This window comes from Cylindrospermum stagnale PCC 7417 (genome assembly GCF_000317535.1).
GTDB lineage: Bacteria > Cyanobacteriota > Cyanobacteriia > Cyanobacteriales > Nostocaceae > Cylindrospermum > Cylindrospermum stagnale.
The window spans coordinates 122,538-140,456 of sequence record NC_020050.1; the positions used below are offsets into that span (position 1 = coordinate 122,538).

19 protein-coding genes are annotated in these 17,919 nt (G+C 44.8%); 6 read left to right on the forward strand and 13 right to left on the reverse strand.

What is annotated here, in order from left to right; all coding sequences use genetic code 11:
- Window positions 1-577: 577 nt before the first annotated feature.
- The gene (locus tag CYLST_RS30120) at window positions 578-1,171 is read left to right on the forward strand and encodes a hypothetical protein (protein ID WP_015328320.1); all 594 of its coding nucleotides are present in this window, start codon (window positions 578-580) and stop codon (window positions 1,169-1,171) included.
- 336 nt (window positions 1,172-1,507) lie between these two features.
- Here CYLST_RS30120 and psbA read toward each other — a convergent pair whose 3' ends face one another.
- The 9 genes from psbA to CYLST_RS30160 all read right to left on the reverse strand — a co-directional run bounded on the left by psbA (window position 1,508) and on the right by CYLST_RS30160 (window position 8,649).
- A complete protein-coding gene (psbA, locus tag CYLST_RS30125; protein ID WP_015328321.1) occupies window positions 1,508-2,590 on the reverse strand; it encodes a photosystem II q(b) protein in 1,083 nt (360 codons plus the stop codon).
- A 427-nt stretch (window positions 2,591-3,017) separates the two neighbouring features.
- Complete coding sequence (locus tag CYLST_RS30130) at window positions 3,018-5,063, reverse strand: hypothetical protein (protein WP_015328322.1); 2,046 nt, start codon at window positions 5,061-5,063, stop codon at window positions 3,018-3,020.
- 55 nt (window positions 5,064-5,118) lie between these two features.
- Window positions 5,119-5,682, reverse strand: coding sequence for a hypothetical protein (locus CYLST_RS30135; protein ID WP_015328323.1), 564 nt, complete (start codon window positions 5,680-5,682; stop codon window positions 5,119-5,121).
- Window positions 5,683-5,754: 72 nt separating this feature from the next.
- On the reverse strand, window positions 5,755-6,426 hold the full coding sequence (locus tag CYLST_RS30140) for a hypothetical protein (RefSeq protein ID WP_015328324.1): 672 nt from the start codon (window positions 6,424-6,426) through the stop codon (window positions 5,755-5,757).
- A gap of 3 nt (window positions 6,427-6,429) precedes the next feature.
- The gene (locus CYLST_RS30145; protein WP_015328325.1) at window positions 6,430-6,918 is read right to left on the reverse strand and encodes a hypothetical protein; all 489 of its coding nucleotides are present in this window, start codon (window positions 6,916-6,918) and stop codon (window positions 6,430-6,432) included.
- A gap of 82 nt (window positions 6,919-7,000) precedes the next feature.
- A complete protein-coding gene (locus CYLST_RS30150) occupies window positions 7,001-7,264 on the reverse strand; it encodes a hypothetical protein (protein WP_015328326.1) in 264 nt (87 codons plus the stop codon).
- Window positions 7,254-7,424 (reverse strand): hypothetical protein, encoded by a 171-nt coding sequence (locus tag CYLST_RS35355; RefSeq protein ID WP_015328327.1) that lies wholly within the window; start codon window positions 7,422-7,424, stop codon window positions 7,254-7,256. Before CYLST_RS35355 ends, CYLST_RS30150 begins: the two co-directional genes overlap by 11 nt.
- A 257-nt stretch (window positions 7,425-7,681) precedes the next feature.
- The gene (locus CYLST_RS30155) at window positions 7,682-8,281 is read right to left on the reverse strand and encodes a hypothetical protein (protein ID WP_015328329.1); all 600 of its coding nucleotides are present in this window, start codon (window positions 8,279-8,281) and stop codon (window positions 7,682-7,684) included.
- A gap of 5 nt (window positions 8,282-8,286) precedes the next feature.
- On the reverse strand, window positions 8,287-8,649 hold the full coding sequence (locus CYLST_RS30160) for a hypothetical protein (RefSeq protein ID WP_015328330.1): 363 nt from the start codon (window positions 8,647-8,649) through the stop codon (window positions 8,287-8,289).
- Between the two features lie 268 nt (window positions 8,650-8,917).
- Here CYLST_RS30160 and CYLST_RS35360 point away from each other — a divergent pair, with 268 nt between their 5' ends.
- From CYLST_RS35360 to CYLST_RS30165, 3 genes are all read left to right on the forward strand, one after another.
- On the forward strand, window positions 8,918-9,082 hold the full coding sequence (locus tag CYLST_RS35360) for a hypothetical protein (RefSeq protein WP_172642204.1): 165 nt from the start codon (window positions 8,918-8,920) through the stop codon (window positions 9,080-9,082).
- On the forward strand, window positions 9,079-9,210 hold the full coding sequence (locus CYLST_RS36470) for a hypothetical protein (protein ID WP_015328332.1): 132 nt from the start codon (window positions 9,079-9,081) through the stop codon (window positions 9,208-9,210). The genes CYLST_RS35360 and CYLST_RS36470 overlap by 4 nt, the downstream gene beginning before the upstream one ends.
- 644 nt (window positions 9,211-9,854) lie before the next feature.
- A complete protein-coding gene (locus CYLST_RS30165; protein WP_015328333.1) occupies window positions 9,855-12,848 on the forward strand; it encodes a plasmid replication protein, CyRepA1 family in 2,994 nt (997 codons plus the stop codon).
- A 54-nt stretch (window positions 12,849-12,902) separates the two neighbouring features.
- Here CYLST_RS30165 and CYLST_RS30170 read toward each other — a convergent pair whose 3' ends face one another.
- From CYLST_RS30170 to CYLST_RS34975, 4 genes are all read right to left on the reverse strand, one after another.
- Complete coding sequence (locus CYLST_RS30170) at window positions 12,903-13,763, reverse strand: hypothetical protein (protein ID WP_015328334.1); 861 nt, start codon at window positions 13,761-13,763, stop codon at window positions 12,903-12,905.
- A complete protein-coding gene (locus tag CYLST_RS30175) occupies window positions 13,756-14,760 on the reverse strand; it encodes a CobQ/CobB/MinD/ParA nucleotide binding domain-containing protein (protein WP_015328335.1) in 1,005 nt (334 codons plus the stop codon). The genes CYLST_RS30170 and CYLST_RS30175 overlap by 8 nt, the downstream gene beginning before the upstream one ends.
- Before the next feature lie 9 nt (window positions 14,761-14,769).
- On the reverse strand, window positions 14,770-15,237 hold the full coding sequence (locus tag CYLST_RS30180) for a hypothetical protein (RefSeq protein WP_015328336.1): 468 nt from the start codon (window positions 15,235-15,237) through the stop codon (window positions 14,770-14,772).
- Window positions 15,238-15,345: 108 nt separating this feature from the next.
- Window positions 15,346-15,648, reverse strand: a complete 303-nt coding sequence (locus tag CYLST_RS34975) for a hypothetical protein (protein ID WP_157162739.1) — start codon at window positions 15,646-15,648, stop codon at window positions 15,346-15,348.
- A 14-nt stretch (window positions 15,649-15,662) separates the two neighbouring features.
- Here CYLST_RS34975 and CYLST_RS30185 point away from each other — a divergent pair, with 14 nt between their 5' ends.
- Both CYLST_RS30185 and CYLST_RS30190 read left to right on the forward strand, forming a co-directional pair.
- Complete coding sequence (locus CYLST_RS30185; RefSeq protein WP_015328337.1) at window positions 15,663-16,118, forward strand: plasmid mobilization protein; 456 nt, start codon at window positions 15,663-15,665, stop codon at window positions 16,116-16,118.
- A complete protein-coding gene (locus CYLST_RS30190; RefSeq protein ID WP_015328338.1) occupies window positions 16,096-17,751 on the forward strand; it encodes a relaxase/mobilization nuclease domain-containing protein in 1,656 nt (551 codons plus the stop codon). Before CYLST_RS30185 ends, CYLST_RS30190 begins: the two co-directional genes overlap by 23 nt.
- The last annotated feature ends 168 nt before the right edge of the window (window positions 17,752-17,919 follow it).

Sequence of the window (17,919 nt, forward strand, 5' to 3'; positions counted from 1 at the left end):
GTGGCCCCGACAAACTGGGAGCCGCTGCGCTTAGAGTAGGCGGTGTCAGGGACGGGCAACAAATTAACTCGTGGAGCCGCCAAAATCCGGGAAGCCCGCCCCTGACACTCCGCTGCGCCGCCTACTCTACTCCCAGTTTTTGACCTTGGTCTTACTCAAAAAATGTCTTATCTAATATCTGGGTTGCTATCTGCCCCTAGTCAGGGTTTTGGCAAGAGTAACTTACTGAGTTTAGTATTTTAATCTACTCATAAATTATAAGTAACTTAAAGCAAGCTACTTATTCAAAGCATTACCTTACAGTAAGGCAAATCATCTGCTGTCTGTAACTTACTTAATTTTAATAGAGCCACACCGCTTGCCTTATTTAATCTAAGTCAGATACTAACCATAGTTTATAAAACTAAAGTCAGACACTGAATATTTTTAGTCATTTACTTTAGTTTTCTTAACTCAATTTAGTAATTCAATAAATCCAAATAGCAAACTACCATTAAATTATAAGTAACTTACTTTAAATTACCTTTGTTAAAATGTAACTAACTTTCACATACCACTACTAGATAAAGCAGAGTACATGGCGACTAAAGACTGGTTAGATAATCACGCTAAAGTCACTGCATACCTGGACTTTAGCCTCTACGCTAGTTTGGAGAAGTGGATGCAAAAACACAAAATCAAGAAAGCATCTCAGGCTCTCACTATTATACTTGAGCATTACCTTGAGGGGAATATCCCGATTGAAGTTCTGCCAGAGAACCTCGAACAAGAGGTGAAACAGCTTAAGGTGAAAACCACCGAAATAGACTCTCTTGAGGCAACTGTCGCTGAACAACAAAGCGAGTTTAATGATGAGATTAACTCGCTCAGGACAGAAATTGATGAACTACGGCAAGCTCTTATCAATGCGGGGTTATCATCTCTCAAAGAGAAGGTAGAGGACATCCCCAGAGGGCAAATCAAATTCTCATATTCTGATGGAGATATTAAACAAGGACTCACTAAGACTGACCTGTGTGAGCGGATAGATATCAACGGCAGCACAATCAATCAATGGGCAACGATGCTCAATCTTGACCCGGATGAATACCTGTTTGAGTTGACTGGCTGGAAGAAACCCCCTAATACCCGTCGATATTTCCCGGTTAAGGATAATGAGTCTAACTTATGAGAACAGAGAGCGCCCAATCCTTGGGGATTATACAGATAATTGACGCTCGGTATTATAGAGCCTCAATTCAATTCAAAATTCAAAATTATCAATTCAAAATTAAAGACAATTAGTGGGAGCGTGAAGGAGCCACTTTCTTGTTGACCGCCAAATCAAAGATTATGGCGGGGGCTTGTACCCAAAATTAATCAATTCAAAATCTTAATTCTTCTTCATTTTGAATTGATTAATTTTGAATTCAAAAGAAGGTCAACTTGACCCCCAAATCAAAAGCGCCCTCCCCATCGGAAGAGCGCCTTTTATTCGCAGAGAAACTATTACTGATGTCCGGGAAAATTAACCGTTGATAGCAGGAGCAGTTAAAGCCACAGGAGCAACATCACCAGCAGCCAAATCTAGAGGGAAGTTGTGAGCGTTACGCTCGTGCATTACTTCCATACCCAGGTTAGCGCGGTTGATGACATCAGCCCAAGTACCGATGACACGACCTTGAGAATCAATGATTGATTGGTTGAAGTTGAAACCGTTCAAGTTGAAAGCCATTGTGCTCACACCCAAAGCGGTAAACCAAATCCCGATTACAGGCCATGCAGCTAGCAAGAAGTGCAGTTGACGGCTGTTGTTGAATGAAGCGTATTGGAAGATTAAGCGACCGAAGTAGCCGTGAGCAGCAACAATGTTGTAGGTTTCTTCTTCTTGTCCGAACTTGTAACCGTAGTTCAAGGATTCGGTTTCGGTGGTTTCCCGAACCAAGGAAGAAGTAACTAGAGAACCGTGCATTGCAGAGAATAAGCTTCCACCAAACACACCAGCTACACCAAGCATATGGAAGGGGTGCATCAAGATGTTATGTTCAGCTTGGAACACAATCATGAAGTTGAAGGTTCCAGAGATACCCAAAGGCATACCATCAGAGAATGAACCTTGACCGATGGGGTAGATTAAGAAGACTGCGGTAGCGGCTGCAACAGGAGCAGAGAAAGCTAGGCAAATCCAAGGACGCATTCCCAAGCGGTAGGAAAGTTCCCACTCACGACCCAGGTAGCAGAATACGCCAGTTAAGAAGTGGAATACTACCAATTGGTAAGGGCCACCGTTGTACAACCACTCATCTAAGGAAGCAGCTTCCCAAATGGGGTAGAAGTGCAAACCAATAGCGTTAGAAGAAGGAACAACTGCACCGGAGATGATGTTGTTTCCGTACATTAAGGAACCTGCAACTGGCTCACGGATACCGTCGATGTCAACGGGGGGAGCGGCGATGAAAGCGATGATGAAGCAGGTGGTTGCAGCTAGGAGGGTGGGAATCATTAATACACCGAACCAGCCGATGTAGAGGCGGTTGTTGGTGCTGGTAATGAATTCGCAGAAGCGATCCCATACGTTGGCGCTGGAGCGCTGTTGTAAGGTTGTGGTCATGGTTTTATGATTGCGGTTATGTTTTTTATGAATCAGGCAAGTTTGTTTCTTGCTTGTAACAATACTTTACACTGCTTTACAAAACTTAAGCAACAAATTAGCTTGAGTAAAAATGATACTTTGTATAATATTTACTTATCTAAAGGCGTGAGTTATCAGCGCTAATCCCCTCCCCTTGGAGTCAGTGACGGATTTCAGCCAACCTCACCAAACAGAAAATCCCTCAGTATTTCTCAGAGGGTTTTGTCTTGAATATTCCTTTAACTACTGCTACTCGGGAGCAACGCGAAAAAGTGAGGTGCTGAAATCGGGTACGTAAATAGCCTATTTCGGGATGCGCTCGCAACGAAAATACCCGGTTTTGTTGAGAATCTAGCGGTGGAATTGAGAATTAAAGCCCGATCTCACTTTGGAGCGTTGCTCCCTGCTACTCCCCCATTAATTCCTTGAACTGGGCATAAGCTTGTTTCCAAGCGGCTGAACCGCCCTTCTTGCACTGCCATAAGCGCTCGATGATCTCCGTTTGGTTCAGTTCAGGTTTCAGACGGTTAATCAGTTCCAAAACCTGCTCTCTGTTCAATTTCAGCGGCGTGTAGAACTGAGTTGTGTTTAGGCTTGCGTCCTCATCAGTCGGTTGGTTCAGCAGTTCAGATGGCAGTTCAGACGGTTCCAATTCGGGATGTTCATTCGGGCGATCGCTACGCCCGCCTCCGGCATCGCTTTCTCCAGTCCGCTCCCTCTCTATACCTCCTGGAGGCGTTGCACCATCACCTGTCTTTGGCTCAATCTCAAATTCAAGTTGCAGCAAAGTTTCAAGATAATCAGGCGACACAGTATCAAGTTTAGTAAGTTGCTGCTGACCTGGTTTATAAGCTGTTAAGTCAGGCAGCAACGCCACCCTAGCAGGTTCAAGAGTAGTAAAAATAATAGGACGCTGATTAGCTCTAGATATCGGCTTCAAGCTTTTAAATACTACCAGCAGAGCTGCCCGCTCCTCTTCATCAGGAACCATATCCTTATTACCTACCATATTGGCAAGCACACCGTAGCTTTCATTAATCCCACCAAACTCATCAACCGAATAATTACCCAAGCCAATCAAGTTAAAATTCTTACGGCTGTTGCGGTCAGCTTTTAAACCAATAGCAGCTAAATTAAAACTCTGCAAATCAACTCTTAAAGAAACATTTAACTCCCGCCCATTGTAAATAATGTCTGAGAGCTTTGTTAAGTACTTAGAACTTTTGACAGGCTCCTCATTTTTAGCCTCATCCAAAGCTTGATTAATCGAGAGCCAATCAGCCAAAATCAACCGGACTGGAGATAAATCCCAGCGTGAGTGTTCTGGTAGACGACGGCGTTTGTCGTAGATGCTGTGTACATGGTCAATTACAGATAGAGCCGCAGCCGGGTCTAAAGAGTCAAAAAGTACTACCCGCCCCTTCTTATCCAGACCACAGAAAGAATCATTCTTTTGAGCAATGACCCAGACCTCAGCATCAGAGTAACGTCGTAGAATGTTAGTCAAAATGTAACTTTGGGTAACTGACTTACCAGCACCTGTACCCCCGACAATCAGCGTAGACAACCGGGAAGTTATCACAGAGTCCAGAATAGCCTTGCCTATATTTTCGCTTGAGTGGTCAAGCTCGCGCGTACCGCCCACCGTAGGTGATATTTTTGGTTCATTAGAAGGAGTGATGTCTTCAACGGGCGGAGCGATGCCGGAGGCGGGCGTAGCGATCGCCTGTTGGTCAGTGCCAGTAATCTTGTCATCACCACGGGCAACATCTTGCATGGATTGCCCCGGTAATGCCCCAGCAGGTTTACCCATCGTCTGTTGTAGTTGCCTTTGTGCAGAAGCTTCTGCCATCAACCTCACCTGTTGCTGATAAACTGCTAATTCTTGAGGACTCATCGCGGCTAACTGTGCGCCCCTAGCTCTCCTATCTTCCAGCCAGCGGTGGAATTCATAATCCACTTGGGCGCTATAGGCTTCTTTATGCAGTCGCAACGCCTCACGTAGTTTGGTAATTAGCCAACTGGTACGCACTTCTTCCCGGTACTGAGGCAGAAGTTGCACCAATCTACGCTCACGGGCTTTACTCAGTCCGTAGGCTCCACCCATTAGCACAGTTGCAGCTAGTCCCCAAATCGGCTTGTTGGGGTTACTTGGGGGAATTGTCCTGAGTCTAGTTGCCTTAGCTGGTAGGAAATTCCCCTCACGCTGAAATTCTGGGTTACTGGGGGAGAATTTTTCAGCATTAAATTCCAATTCTGGCATCACATAGCGCTTGCCATCTGTGCAAAATTTAGGTGAGTTGTTGGGTTTGAAACAATATTCTACTAGGGTAATCTGTGTACCTGTGAAGGATTTAGCACCACATATCAGCCCTAGCACTGCCAATACTCCTACAGTGATGTTGTTGGCAGTGCCAGAGCGCTTATATTCCTCAAACTGTTTACGTTTCATCGCTTCCCCCAAGTGCTGGCAGTTTCATCGTTTCACTCGAATAAGTACTTACGTTTCATCGTTTCCCCCTCAAAACTGCTGCAACTGCCAGCACTGCAAAAGCCACAACACCCACAACTAGCCACGGTGCATTACTCGATGGTGTGGGCTTAACCTCGTATTCCTTAACTTCTTGGTAGAATCGTTGTTTGCCTGTAATGCTTGCGTTTGAAACAGTTCGGTACTCGTCGAATGCCAGAAACAGAGCTGCACCCACACTGACGGTTTGAGCAGCTGCAAGGATAAAATCTTGGTCAATGTGGATTCTGCCGTCGTAGCTGAGTTTGCTGAGGGTATTGGCTAGGAATAGCCCAAGTACAATGCTGCCAAGTGTGCCTGATGCGATCGCCGATATTCCCAAACTGGACATCAAACTTACCCCACAGTTAGCTGTGAAAACGCCTAAAAATGTAGCCAGTGCCTTATTTAACAGTTGCTTACTGCTAAAAACTTCTCTAATGGATTGCTCAAGGCGATCGCCGTCGTCATCTTCTGGCGTGACTTTTTGGGCTTCCCCCCAGAGCAAGGGTTGGGCCTGTTGGGGCTTCCATTGCGATAAAAGTTGATCTAAATCTTGCATACGCTACCTCCTATAAGGCCCATAGGAAAGCCAGAGGTAGTGCAATCCTCTGGCTTTTGAACTGGCTACTGATTAAAGCCCCATAAAATTCTTAAACCAATCGCCCACCTTGGAAAGTCCAGCAGTGCGGATAAAGTTAGGTTTGGGGATACGGTCAGTTTTCGCCTCACTGCCCTTTGCCCACAATGCAGAAGTAACAGCAGTTTCATAAGCCAAATCAGCTGCATCTTGGGCATCCGGCACACGGGCGGCGGCTCTAGCTAAATCAGCCTCATGTTTTGCTAGAGCCATCAAATCAGCAGTCGCCCCTGCTATCACAATTAAGGAGGAGCGCTGCGCGTGTCGGGTAGCTTCTGCGGTCGTAGCATTGACTAGTTCCGCCTTCATTTCCACGGTTTCATTGTACAGTCGCTGTTCTGCCAACTGTGAAGAGTTAATCGCTTTCAGGGTTTGCGCCCCATGCTTCTGGGTTAGTTTCACCAGCTCACTGTATGCTTCATTAATATCGCCAGTAGTCTCGATTACCTTGCGATATGCCTCCAACGCCTTGGGTAGGTAGGCTTTGGCTATATCCGAAAGCCTTGCCATATCAGCAACCCGCTTGATTGTCTCTTGGTCGCCGTTGACAGCTGCGGCAAAATCTTCAGCACTGACACCGAACAATTGCCCCATTGCGTTGAGCGTACCGGGGGCCACACCAGGGATATGGTTTTTCAGTGTGGCAGAACCATAATTACGTGCCATTGTTTACTCTTCCCCCAAATATTCTGCAAAGAGTCCATAGCCTGAAGTTTCACCCAGATAACCACACACTCTATCTAGTGCCTCATTACCCGTTGTGGGGAATTCTCCTCCCTGGTGGTAAATTGCTGATAATTCTCCGCATAGGTCAGCATCACCATTACAATGTGGCAATATTTGTCCTTCTGGAAACCCAACGCTATCAACTTCATTTTGCAAAAACTGCCAAGATGAAGAGATGGTTGCTTGGTCTTGCTCACTTCTCCCTAAAGAAGGAAGATTTGGATTATCGTTAATTAAGATTTTGGCTGACTCTGATGCTAAATCTTCAGGTACACCCGCATTTGTTAGGGTGTCGAAATAAACATCTAGCTGTTCTTGGTGTTGACCTACCCATTCATCCAGGGGCACGTCATTGATACTTTCAATGCCCGATTCAATATCGTCAAAATCAATATCACCAAAATTGATGGGGTCAAAAACCGAGTCTGTCATGTTATAGAATCCTAGTATCTGCTGTATTTTCGGTAGATAGTCAGGCAATCTCTTACTTCTTGGTCGGAGGGGAGGTTGCCTTTCAAAAAAGTGACATTTGAATTGACTTGTCATCTACGACAGATGCATTTGTGGTCATGCCTTCTACTTCTTGACAGCGGGTAATTAGTTTGCTGTGGTTGAGTTGTAAATCGGCTTTTTTCTTTTGTCCTGGCAGAGGACGGAACAAATATTGAGGATGCTGGATTGACCCGTCTTTGTAGAGGAATCGGTAGAGTATCCCCTGAATTTGATAAACATTTGATTTGCTCAACAATGTGCTGTCATAGACAGAATTAAGTTTCACTATTCACCTCCCAATCAAGATAAGTAAGTGCTGTGCTGGCATCATAGATATTTAGGTCAGGTTGATATCCTTTAGCTTCCAGTGCTTTGTAGTCGGGATGTTGGGTGATTTGGGCTATCACTTGTTGGGCTTGAGCAATGAGTTCTGAAAGTGAATTCATTTTTCTCCTAGTTTTATCTGAGTTTTCGGCTAGTAAGAATAATTAGCGTATTGTCCACCTAGTAGAGTATTCACAGCTTTAGCCATTAAATTGTTTAGTCCATCAAATGCTTTTAAAATTCCCATCGGTCTATCCTCCAAGTAATTTGGCAATTGTTTCTAAGCAGTGGTTCAGAAAGTCAAAAGGCAGTAGTAGCGGGTTTAGTTTGGTTGACTTCCTAGAGGCTTTAGCCCTTGCTAATTGATGCTTTTGTGCCTCTAGGATGCTAATTTTTTTCCCAGTGCTGACATGGCAGCGTCAATTTCTGCCTGTAGGTTGATTTCGTCTGGGGTGAAGGGTGTTGTTTCCCGTGCTAGTTCTACTAATCCGTTGAGAGTGCCTAGATACCCAGCTTTTTGGGCTTGCCAATTCTGGTTGAGAGTTTCTACTAATTCTGTATTACGTGCGGTGACAACGTTAACCACAAGCTGGTTGCGGATATCGGCGATGGCATCAACTAACTGCACTTCCTCCCCAACTTGGCGGGTAATCAAGTCTGTGATTGTCGGTTGCTGTAGTTGTTGGGGTGCAGTGGTAATCTGCTGCTGTTGTGCTTGAGTTGCTAGTGGTGCGGCCTGCGGCTGGTGTTCTGGTTCTGGTTGGGGATTTTCTCGTGAATTTGAGGGGGGTAGCAGCGTTGGAATTTTGGCAGTGATTTGGTCTAAATCAGCTTTTGGGACTGCTTTAAGGGTGTCGAAGTCTGGGTATAGGTCTGCGATCGCTAGTCTCAGTACCTCCTCTGAAATTTCAAACTTTTGGCACAGTTCAGCAATGGTAATGGTTTCAGGTTGTTCAGGTTGTTTCGTGGTTCTTGCCATTGGGGTTATGCTCCTAGCTTGAATACGTTTTTACGTTGGTTTTCGTAGGCATAGCGGCTAAATTCGTTTTGCTTTGCCTTGATTGCTTCTTTCAGTCGTTCCTTGTTGCGGGTATGCAACATTGCTCTACCTAGTTTGCAGATAACCCAGCTTTGGTAAGGGCTGAGAGGTGATTCTCTGTCTGTCGTGCCATCGGATTTTTTAGGATAGGCATTGCGAAAGTGGCCAATACGCCAAAATGCCAGGTCACACCAATTAACAACCGTGTTCCGATGGACTCCCAAGATGTCTGCAAGTTCAGTTTTTGTTGCTGGATAGTCAAGAAAAATATCGCTATTACACGAAGTTTGGTTACGTCGCGGCCTCATATTGGTTAATCATTGGTCAGTAATTGGGTAAATATTGGTGGCAGTATTGGTCACATTTGCGCTAAATCCCCTCAAAAGTCAGTCTGCAACTGCGTTACATGGCTGTATTGGGTAGTAATTGGTGAACAATTCTTGCCTAATTCGTGGTTATAGAGTTATGGTAATCAACAAGTACATCACTTGTCAACAAAGTTTATTAGTGATGTATTTTAAACGTATTGGTGCTGATGGATGATAATGGCGGTTAGATAGATAAGTGATGCTATTCATGGCTACTAAACGACCAAGAACAACTATCAGCTTTGACCCGGATGAGTACAGCACACTAGAAAAATGGGCTAAATCTGAATTTCGTACAGTACCCCAGTTAATAAGTGCGATAGTCAAGAAAGCGCTACTCGAAAGAGCCAACACAGAGCGTGACTCATTATGACGGAAGAAAACCAACCAGACACGCCTGATCAGGAATTTGACGCCGTAACAGATTTGAGGAACTGGTCAGCAGGCACGAGGCAGTCACCAGCACGCTTGATTACCCTGTACCCTAATCAACAGATGTAGCGAAATTTAAAGTGAAAAATCAAACAAATGTTAGATTGCATGAGTCCCAAACTTCTGTAAGATCAGGCTACTACTTAAATGAAGCGAGTAACTTATGTGAAGAGATAATATCGCCAAAAATGCCAAAAGGACAAAACGCACACCTATAGTACACGCTTTGTCCCTTTATAAAAATGGCACATCTGACTTTGCTCGATCAGAGTGGGGTTAATTTCAAAGAAACCAAAGAAGTGGCGTTTAGTTTGGCGACTTTCCCACCAATTGGCTTTCTTGAGATTATTTTGTGCTGCACCAGCAGGGGCAGGTGCTTCTCATTCATATTATACGAGTCGCCGCTGCAATGGAATCCGTTTCTAGAGGAATATTTTTAGAAAACAAATGATCCGATTTAAGATTTACGCAAAAGAATTACTGGTTGAGACAGAGTGTGATGTGTGGGATGCGCCGTGCAGTAATAGTTTTGGCGTTTTCTCTACCACCTGCACCTGCACCAAGAGATTTTTAAACCACCTGTGTAAGTCCTGAAATTATTTGTTCCTCTCCCAGAATAGCCAGCATCAAGCAAAGCAGCAGATTTCGTAGATATGTAAGTGCAGCACGAATAACCCCCTCTGATACTCAACCAAGTATCTGGGGATTTTACCGTGCTAACTAACAATCAACTAACATACTCCACACCAGAAATTGCTCAACCCCATTGGGACGAATGGCTCTCAAGTGCCATTGACCCAGAACTGATCACCGCCAACCTGCGATCACTCTGGGGAACAACCCCCTACGAATATCTGCTCTACAGCCCCAAAATCTCCCGCCGCAACGATGGACGCTTACGGGATGGAGATTTAAGGAACTATCGCCACATAGAACATGGGGGTTGGTGGTGTAACGGCATTGACCCCTTGAATAACTACCAACCAATGCCGTGGGGATGCTTCAAGCCCGATAAGCCCCGGCGCAACAAGCAGAAAATTCATAAGATAATCAAATACGAGCATCCCTACAAAGAAGCAACCAGGGCCTTCTTCCCGTACGTCACCGAGAAAATTTGGGCAAAAATTTCAAACCGCTGCGGCATCCCCATCACCGAAGAAGACAGACAAAACCCTGGTGGCTTCTGGCACTGGGTTTGGCTGCACAACGTCCCAGTAATCATTGTAGAAGGCGTAAAGAAAGCAGCAGCATTACTTTCTGCTGGGTATGTGGCGATCGCCCTCCCTGGAGTCAATGGTGGCTACCGCACCCCTAAAGATGAAGATGATAACGCCATTGGTAAGCCTTACCTCATCCCTGAAATTAAACACTTTGCCTCATTGGGCAGACAAGTAAATATTTGTTTCGACCATGACAGCAAAGCAGAAACTCGCCAACGGGTAAGAACCGCTATTAACCGCATGGGACGCTTACTCATTGGTGCTGGCTGTGAAGTTAGGGTGATAGATTTACCAGCAGGGGCAGAAAAAGGAGTAGATGACTTCATCGCCGCATTGGGTCAAGACGCATTCCACGCCCTCTACAACACAGCCGAAGCCTTGTCCATGTGGCAAATACGGCTGTCTACCCTACTAACTTACCCCCCTGCCATCGCCCTCAACCAACGGTTTCTGGGACAAATCCTCATCCCCGCTGGTGAAAAGCTCATCGTCCTGAAAGCGCCAAAAGGCACAGGCAAAACCGAATGGCTGGCAAGTGTTGTAGCCAGAGCGCATGACCAGGGGCAGAGGGTACTGGTTATAACCCACCGCATTCAATTAGGTGAAGCCCTGTGCAATCGTTTTGGCGTTAACTATGTCACAGAAATTCACGATTCAGAAATAGGGGACTTACTCGGTTACGGAGTGTGTATTGACTCCTTACACACAGAGAGCCAAGCCAAATTCAACCCCAACGACTGGTCTAACGATATCGTCATCATCGACGAAGCTGACCAAGTATTCTGGCATCTGTTAAACTCCGGCACTGAGGTATCTAAACGCCGTGTTGCTGTCCTTGACAATCTGAAAAAATTAGTTCAAAACGTCCTCAGCAGCCCACAGGGGAAAATCTACCTCTCCTCTGCCGATTTAAGCGATGCTGACGTAAATTATATCCGCTCCCTGGCTGGGGGAATTCACATTAACCCCTTTGTAATTCTTAACAATTATCAGCCCCAATCTGGGAATTGTTATAATTATCAAGGTAACGACCCCAGGAATGTAATTGCTGCATTGGATAAGGCCATGGCTCTTGATGGTGGACATCATCTACTGTGCTGTTCTGCCCAAAAAGCCAAATCCAAATGGGGGACACAGGCTTTAGAAGCACGTTACCGACGTAAATTCCCACATTTACGCATTTTGCGGATTGATAGCGTTAGCGTGGCAGACCCTAGTCACCCTGCTTATGGCTGTATTGCTCACCTAAACGAAATTTTGACAGAATATGACTTGGTTATTGCCTCACCTAGCCTAGAAACTGGGGTGTCCATTGATATCAAGTCCCATTTCTCAGCAGTCTGGGGAGTTTTCCAGGGCGTCCAAGCTGTTAACTCTGTGCGGCAAATGCTGGCACGGCTGCGAGAAAACGTTGACCGCCATATCTGGGTGAGAAAGCAGGGGCTAGGAGTGATTGGGAATGGCTCCACGTCGATGGGGGTACTGCTGGCTAGTCAACACGCAGCTACGCGGGCGAATATTGCCTTATTGTCAGCGGCGGATAATGCTGATTACAGCTACATTGATGAGAATTTTCAGCCAGAATCTCTACAAACTTGGGCAAAACGTGCTTGTGTGATTAATGCCCAAACTAAATGTTACCGTGACTCGGTGCTGCAAGGTTTGGCTGATGATGGTTATACAATTATTGATGCAGATAGCTTGAAATTGGACTCTAAGGAAACTGAGCAGGTTTTCAATGAGGTACAGAATGCTGCTGAGGAATTGCACACTACTCAGTGCGAGGAAATCGCCACTGCTGAAAAGCTCTCAGATGCTGAACTCAAGAAACTGTCAGAGAAACGGGCTAAAACTAAGAGCGAACGCCAGCAGGAGCGTAAAGCTGATATATCCCAGCGTTATGGGGTGGAAGTAACACCGGAAATTGTCAGAAAGGATGATTCTGGTTGGTATCTACAGCTGCGGCTGCATTATTATTTAAACCTTGGGCGTAAGTTTTTGGTAGCCCGTGATGCTTCCAAGGCTAAAGCGCAAGTTGAGAAGGGTAATAATGCTATCTGGAAACCAGATTTTAACCGGGGGCAGATGCTACCTGCGGTGCTGTTACTGGAAAAACTGAATGTTTCCCAGTTGTTTAATGCTGAGGTGGAGTTTCGCAGTTCTGATGTGGAGTTGCAGAAATTGCGATCGCTGGCTGTGGAACATAAGCAGGTGATTAAAAACTATTTGGGGGTTTCTATTTCTGAGAAGGATAGTGCGATCGCGATCTGCCAAAAGTTCCTGAAAAAGTTGGGGATGAAGCTGTCCTATCTTGGTAGGTTTGGGACAAGGGAAAATCGGGAACGGGTTTACAAGTTTATCCCACCCCAGGATGAGCGGGAGGCGATTTTCCTTGCTTGGCTAGGGCGGGATGAAGCAACGAGTGCGTCCACTAAGGAAAACATGGTGGATGCTCCCAATGTGTCCACCCCCAATAATAAGAGATAAATACATGAATCATGGACACGGACGAGAGAGAATGTTTAAGAGCGAATAGTTAACTTATTTTTGGCGTTTTGGCTCAGTACCCAAATGTTTCTCAACCCGCTGTAGCTTGGTATAGCTGTAGCTGGTCTGTTTCCATATTCCCCGTAAATAGCTGGTGATATCATGGGAGATTTTCACCGGAATAACTTGATTAACCACAAAGAAAAACACCAAAAAAAGCAACGAAGTGAGAGACGCTATCCTCCAGTATTTCCCTAGAGGTTCAGAGCGAAAAACCTCTTTTTCTATCGTTATTGTTCTTGGCGGCTGGTTTTTCACCTCCTGAATAACCGTAGTCAACCGGTTCGTGTGACTGACCAATTCCTTCCACCCCTGCTTCAACTCCGATACTTCGCTCTTTAGCCCTTTCAACTCTAAACTTTCTAACGTCGGCGAGGACTTGGGCGTACTCTGAGACGGCGACAGCAAGCGACTTAATTCTTGCTTCAAATCTGCATTGCTCCTCTCGAACTCGTTCCAAGAGACTCCCTGATTCTTCAATTCCTTTGTCAATAACTCGATAGTCGCCATAGCTTGACTCAGGAGTTGATTCTGGATTAAATTCGTTTGTGCCCATGCCTGTAACTCCGCCCTATCCTTTTCCCGTTCAGCCTTTTGAGATAGCTTAAAACTTTCAAATTCCTTATATAATCTCCCTAGTGCCGTCTTCACCTCACCCAGTTCACTAGCTCCCAAAGAGAGCGAACTGGAGGCAGTAGAGATATCGCTATTGCCGATATCGTTATTACTGCTATTGGTATTGCCGTTATTGCTATGACTGCTGTTGCTATTGGTGCTATTGCTAATGCCGATATCGTTATGATTGCTATTGCCGTTACTGCTATTGCCCCTATTGCGTTTATTGTTATTATTCATCGGCTTTTTTTCTCCCCCGACGAGCTTTAGTTTCAGTTACTTCTGATTTATTTGCAGTACTCGCACTCCTACTCGTCGAAGACACAGCTTGATTAACCTCTGCTGATGATGATTGACTCACCGCAGATTTATTGATATCTGCTGCTGATGATTGACTCACCACAGATTTACCGTTATCTACTGATAAAGACTGACTCACCGCAGATTTATTGTTATCTGTTGATTTATTTATATCTGCTGCTGATGCTGATAAAGACTGACTCACCACAGCTTGATTAGTTACTGGTTGATGTAACCCCAGATAAACAGCAGCCTTCTCCAGTTCCGGTTTAGCCTGGTCTAAAAACCCACTCACCAGCAGATAATCCCCAAAAGGGAACCCATTCTCCTCAGTAGCCGCAGAGAAAGGTAAACCCTTCTCAATCAACATATCAAAAGTTGAATACTCAAGCTCAGGCAGTTCAATCTCTATTCCATTTAATTCCGATATAGCAACTCTAGTTTTACTATTATCCCAACGCTGAAAACCTAACCCCTTATCCCAGCAGAGATTCTTCACCACCACATAATCAGCTTGATTACCACAGAACTCTAGCATAGCCTTCAAGCTAGTAATCACCGAATAACCCAGATTCAGCACAGTCACCAGAGACACCCGATAACCCAAATCACCAGCAATCTTAAACAGCCCAAACTTATTGATAATTTCCCTAGTCTTATTACCAGAAGCCCCCGGCATATCCACCACCACCACATCAGGAGAATCAGCTTTAATTTCCGTAAAGAATCTCTTAGCCTCAGCCACCTCAATGAAATTTAGCAACTGTACACCAGAGCCAAAATTCTGATAATACTCGAAAAGTTCTGGATTTTCAGTATCAGCATCATAACCGAGATAGTGGATATTATTCGTGTGCAGTACATCAAGCAATAGTCGAGTGAAAGCCGTTTTCCCAGTACCGCCCTTTCCCCCCAGAATCATGACTATGCGTTTCATACATTACTCCTAGACACTACTCCTATCAGTGACATTGAACTGAGAATTAGTCTTAGCAGCCCCCTTCTTTGCCTTTGTACCTTGAGAAGTTTGAGAAGATGACGGAGATGATTTTTCCACAGTAGCAGGTGGCATAGCATCCACCTCTGGTGGTGGGTTATTATCCACAGGTATAGTAGTTGAGTCAGAGTCAGAAGAAACCGCAGATTCAGAACCAGGCTTATTGGTATTAGTTGCCATAGCCCTTTTATGGAAACTCTTCATCCCACTAGCAGCCAACTCTACCCCATGTCCCTTAAACACATCAGAGACATCCTCATAGGAGTAGCCAGCATCCAACATATCTTGGATAGGTTTAGCCAAACTTTTGACCAACTCTTCCACGCTAACAGTTTTAGGAGTAGCCGCCTTCTGTTTGAGACTAGCTTGAATATCATCGACTTTAGATAAAGGAACAGCCTTGGGTTTGCGGGACATAATTAGTAGTGATAATTTCCTTTATTTTAGGAGAAGTCCCAGCCTTTTCATCAACTAAAGTCATCAACTAAAGCAGCTGCATCTACCCAACCTCAGAACCCATAAGTTTTATTGTGTAGATGCAAGCGGGAGAATTAACAAGGGGTTGATGAGTTGGTGAGGTAAACTAGTGTAGATAATGTAAATAGAGTGGCGTAAAAAATTAGTTAGTGGCGTAGCCTCAGCGGTCAGACCCATGCCACATCTCGGCTGTTCCCCTACGTGGGTGTCATGCCACAGATACTCGTGTCCCCGCCGCGCTCCCAGAGGCAAGCAATACGCCTTAACGCGCCTAGCGGCGCTACTTTCGCTACGCTCAAGAGGCGTGAATTGCTTGTTGGGGGTGTCCCCCAAACCCCCATTGTCGTACACTTAATAAGTCGGTTATGACACAACTAGATCCCCGTACAGCATTAAGTAATCAACTAGCAGATGTACTAAGCAATCAGTCAGTACAGCCTGATGAAAAGCGAGAGATAACTGTTACATTTAGGGTGAGCTATGCCGAAAAAGCTAGACTAGAGCAACGGTGCATTGGAGTAGTGCAAAGCGATTATATTAGAGCTAGGTTATTCGATTATTCTCTACCACGTCCTAAGTTAATTATCCCAGAAGTTAATCGCCAAGTCATCTATGAATTAAAGAAAATTGGTAATAACCTCAACCAGCAGACTAGAGCCATTAACGAAGCAGTCAAAGTTGGATATCAACCATTAAATCATGAGGTACAAGAGTATTTACAAACCCTGAAAGAACTAGTAGATATATTAGAAGAAACTCATCGACAAATTACCCAGGCATCAGCAGAGGCGCAGCGGGATGATTACCAAAGTCAAAGCTAATAAATCATTTCGTGGCACAACCAAATACGTCCTGGAGAAAGAGAAAGCCACAATCATTGGTGGCAATATGTACGGCTCAACCACCAATGAACTAGTAGAGCAGTTTAGCCTATCAGCTCATCTTAACCCCCAACTAAAAGACCCCTGCTACCATCTAATGCTGTCAGTTCCCAAAACTGATAGAACCCTCAATGACGATGAATTGACTAACATCTCCCAGCGTCACCTTGCCAATGTCATTGTGCTATCTAGGCTAAAAGGTGAAGAATCCCAAGTTAAACAACCTGATAAAAGGATAGCTGATACCAAGCTAAACCAACTAGTTGATGAATTTATCGAATCAGAACTGCCAGCTTATGACTTCTTCATAGCCCGACACTCTGACAAAGAAAACGACCACACTCACATCGTTGCATCAAGAGTCAATAACCTAGATGGTAAATCCATCCGCACCTGGAATAATTACGCTTACTCGGAACACTCAGCCCGACTGCTAGAGCGAGAATTTCACCTCACCCCAGTCCAAAGCAGTTGGGAGAGTAAACGCAAAGCCATGACCCGTAATCAACTGGAACGGGTAGAGCGAGATGGACTTCCTGGTGAAGAAATAATGCGACGGGCTATAGATGCAGTTGCAGCTGATAAACCCACAATGCCACAGTTAATTGAGAGATTATGGTTAGATCATCAAGTCAAAGCCATCGTCAGTTATTACAGTCATGGTGGAGTCAGGGGTATTAAGTTTGGTATTAATATAGGTGCAGTGAATGAAGATGGTTCTTCCCAACTGCTCTGGAAACAGGGAGGGAATTTAAATAAATATAAGTGTTCGTTCAATAAATTACAGACAGAATTAGGGGTAAGCTATGACTCTAAACGGGATGATAGCGAAATTAAACGCCTGACTGAGATGTTGGAATCTGCTTCTATAGTTCAAGCTAATCAGCAGGTAATAGACGATTTAGCATCTAATAAACCTATATATAATTCTCAAATATATTCTAATAAACCTGAAGCTAAAGTAGAAAATAAACCACTACTAACCCAGGAGCAATCGGTAGAGCTTTACAAACAGTATAGTGACGGACTGCAACAGGAATTGGTTACAGACCGAGATAAGGAAATCGCTGTCAGGGCGCTAAAAGATGATAGGTCAGCCCTGGAGGTTGCAGAGATTATCAGAGTTAGCCCAGCCGGATGGACTGAAGATGAGGCTAGGAAACTGGTGTTAATTGCTAGTGATAAACTGGAGTTAGAGCAGCCAAACATCGAACTGAGACAAGTTGAACAACCGGAGTTAGTCAACGAATTATTAGCTGTAGCAGTACCTGTTGGTGTTGAGTTAATTAATCGCTTACTCAGAAACCCTGGTGAGAATAGTCTGAGATTAAAACGTGCAACTTTAGCTAAAGAGGGTCAGGAATTGGTGTTTACCCATGATGAACGGGGTGAGGTTTTTCGTGTAGCTGTCAGTCGAAATCAAGAAGGTAATCTAGAGTATTCCCCAGTGAATATAGGTGAAGTGCGTCTTGAGGATATTCACACTTGGCGTGAGGTAAAGCGGGCGTTGCAGCAACAGATGAAGGAGGAACGGCAGCAGAAAAGAACGCAAACTAAAGGATTCTCTCTGTAGGTGTAGTGACCTGCAATTATAAATGCCCAAACCTGCAATCAAGACCAGAGCAAACCAGGATTATTGTGATTTGAACGATAATTTGGGTCTTGCTCACTTTTGGTGATGCGGGGTGGATAGAGACGACTCAGAAGAGCGAGCGCCAATAAGAATGAAGCTCTAGAACGT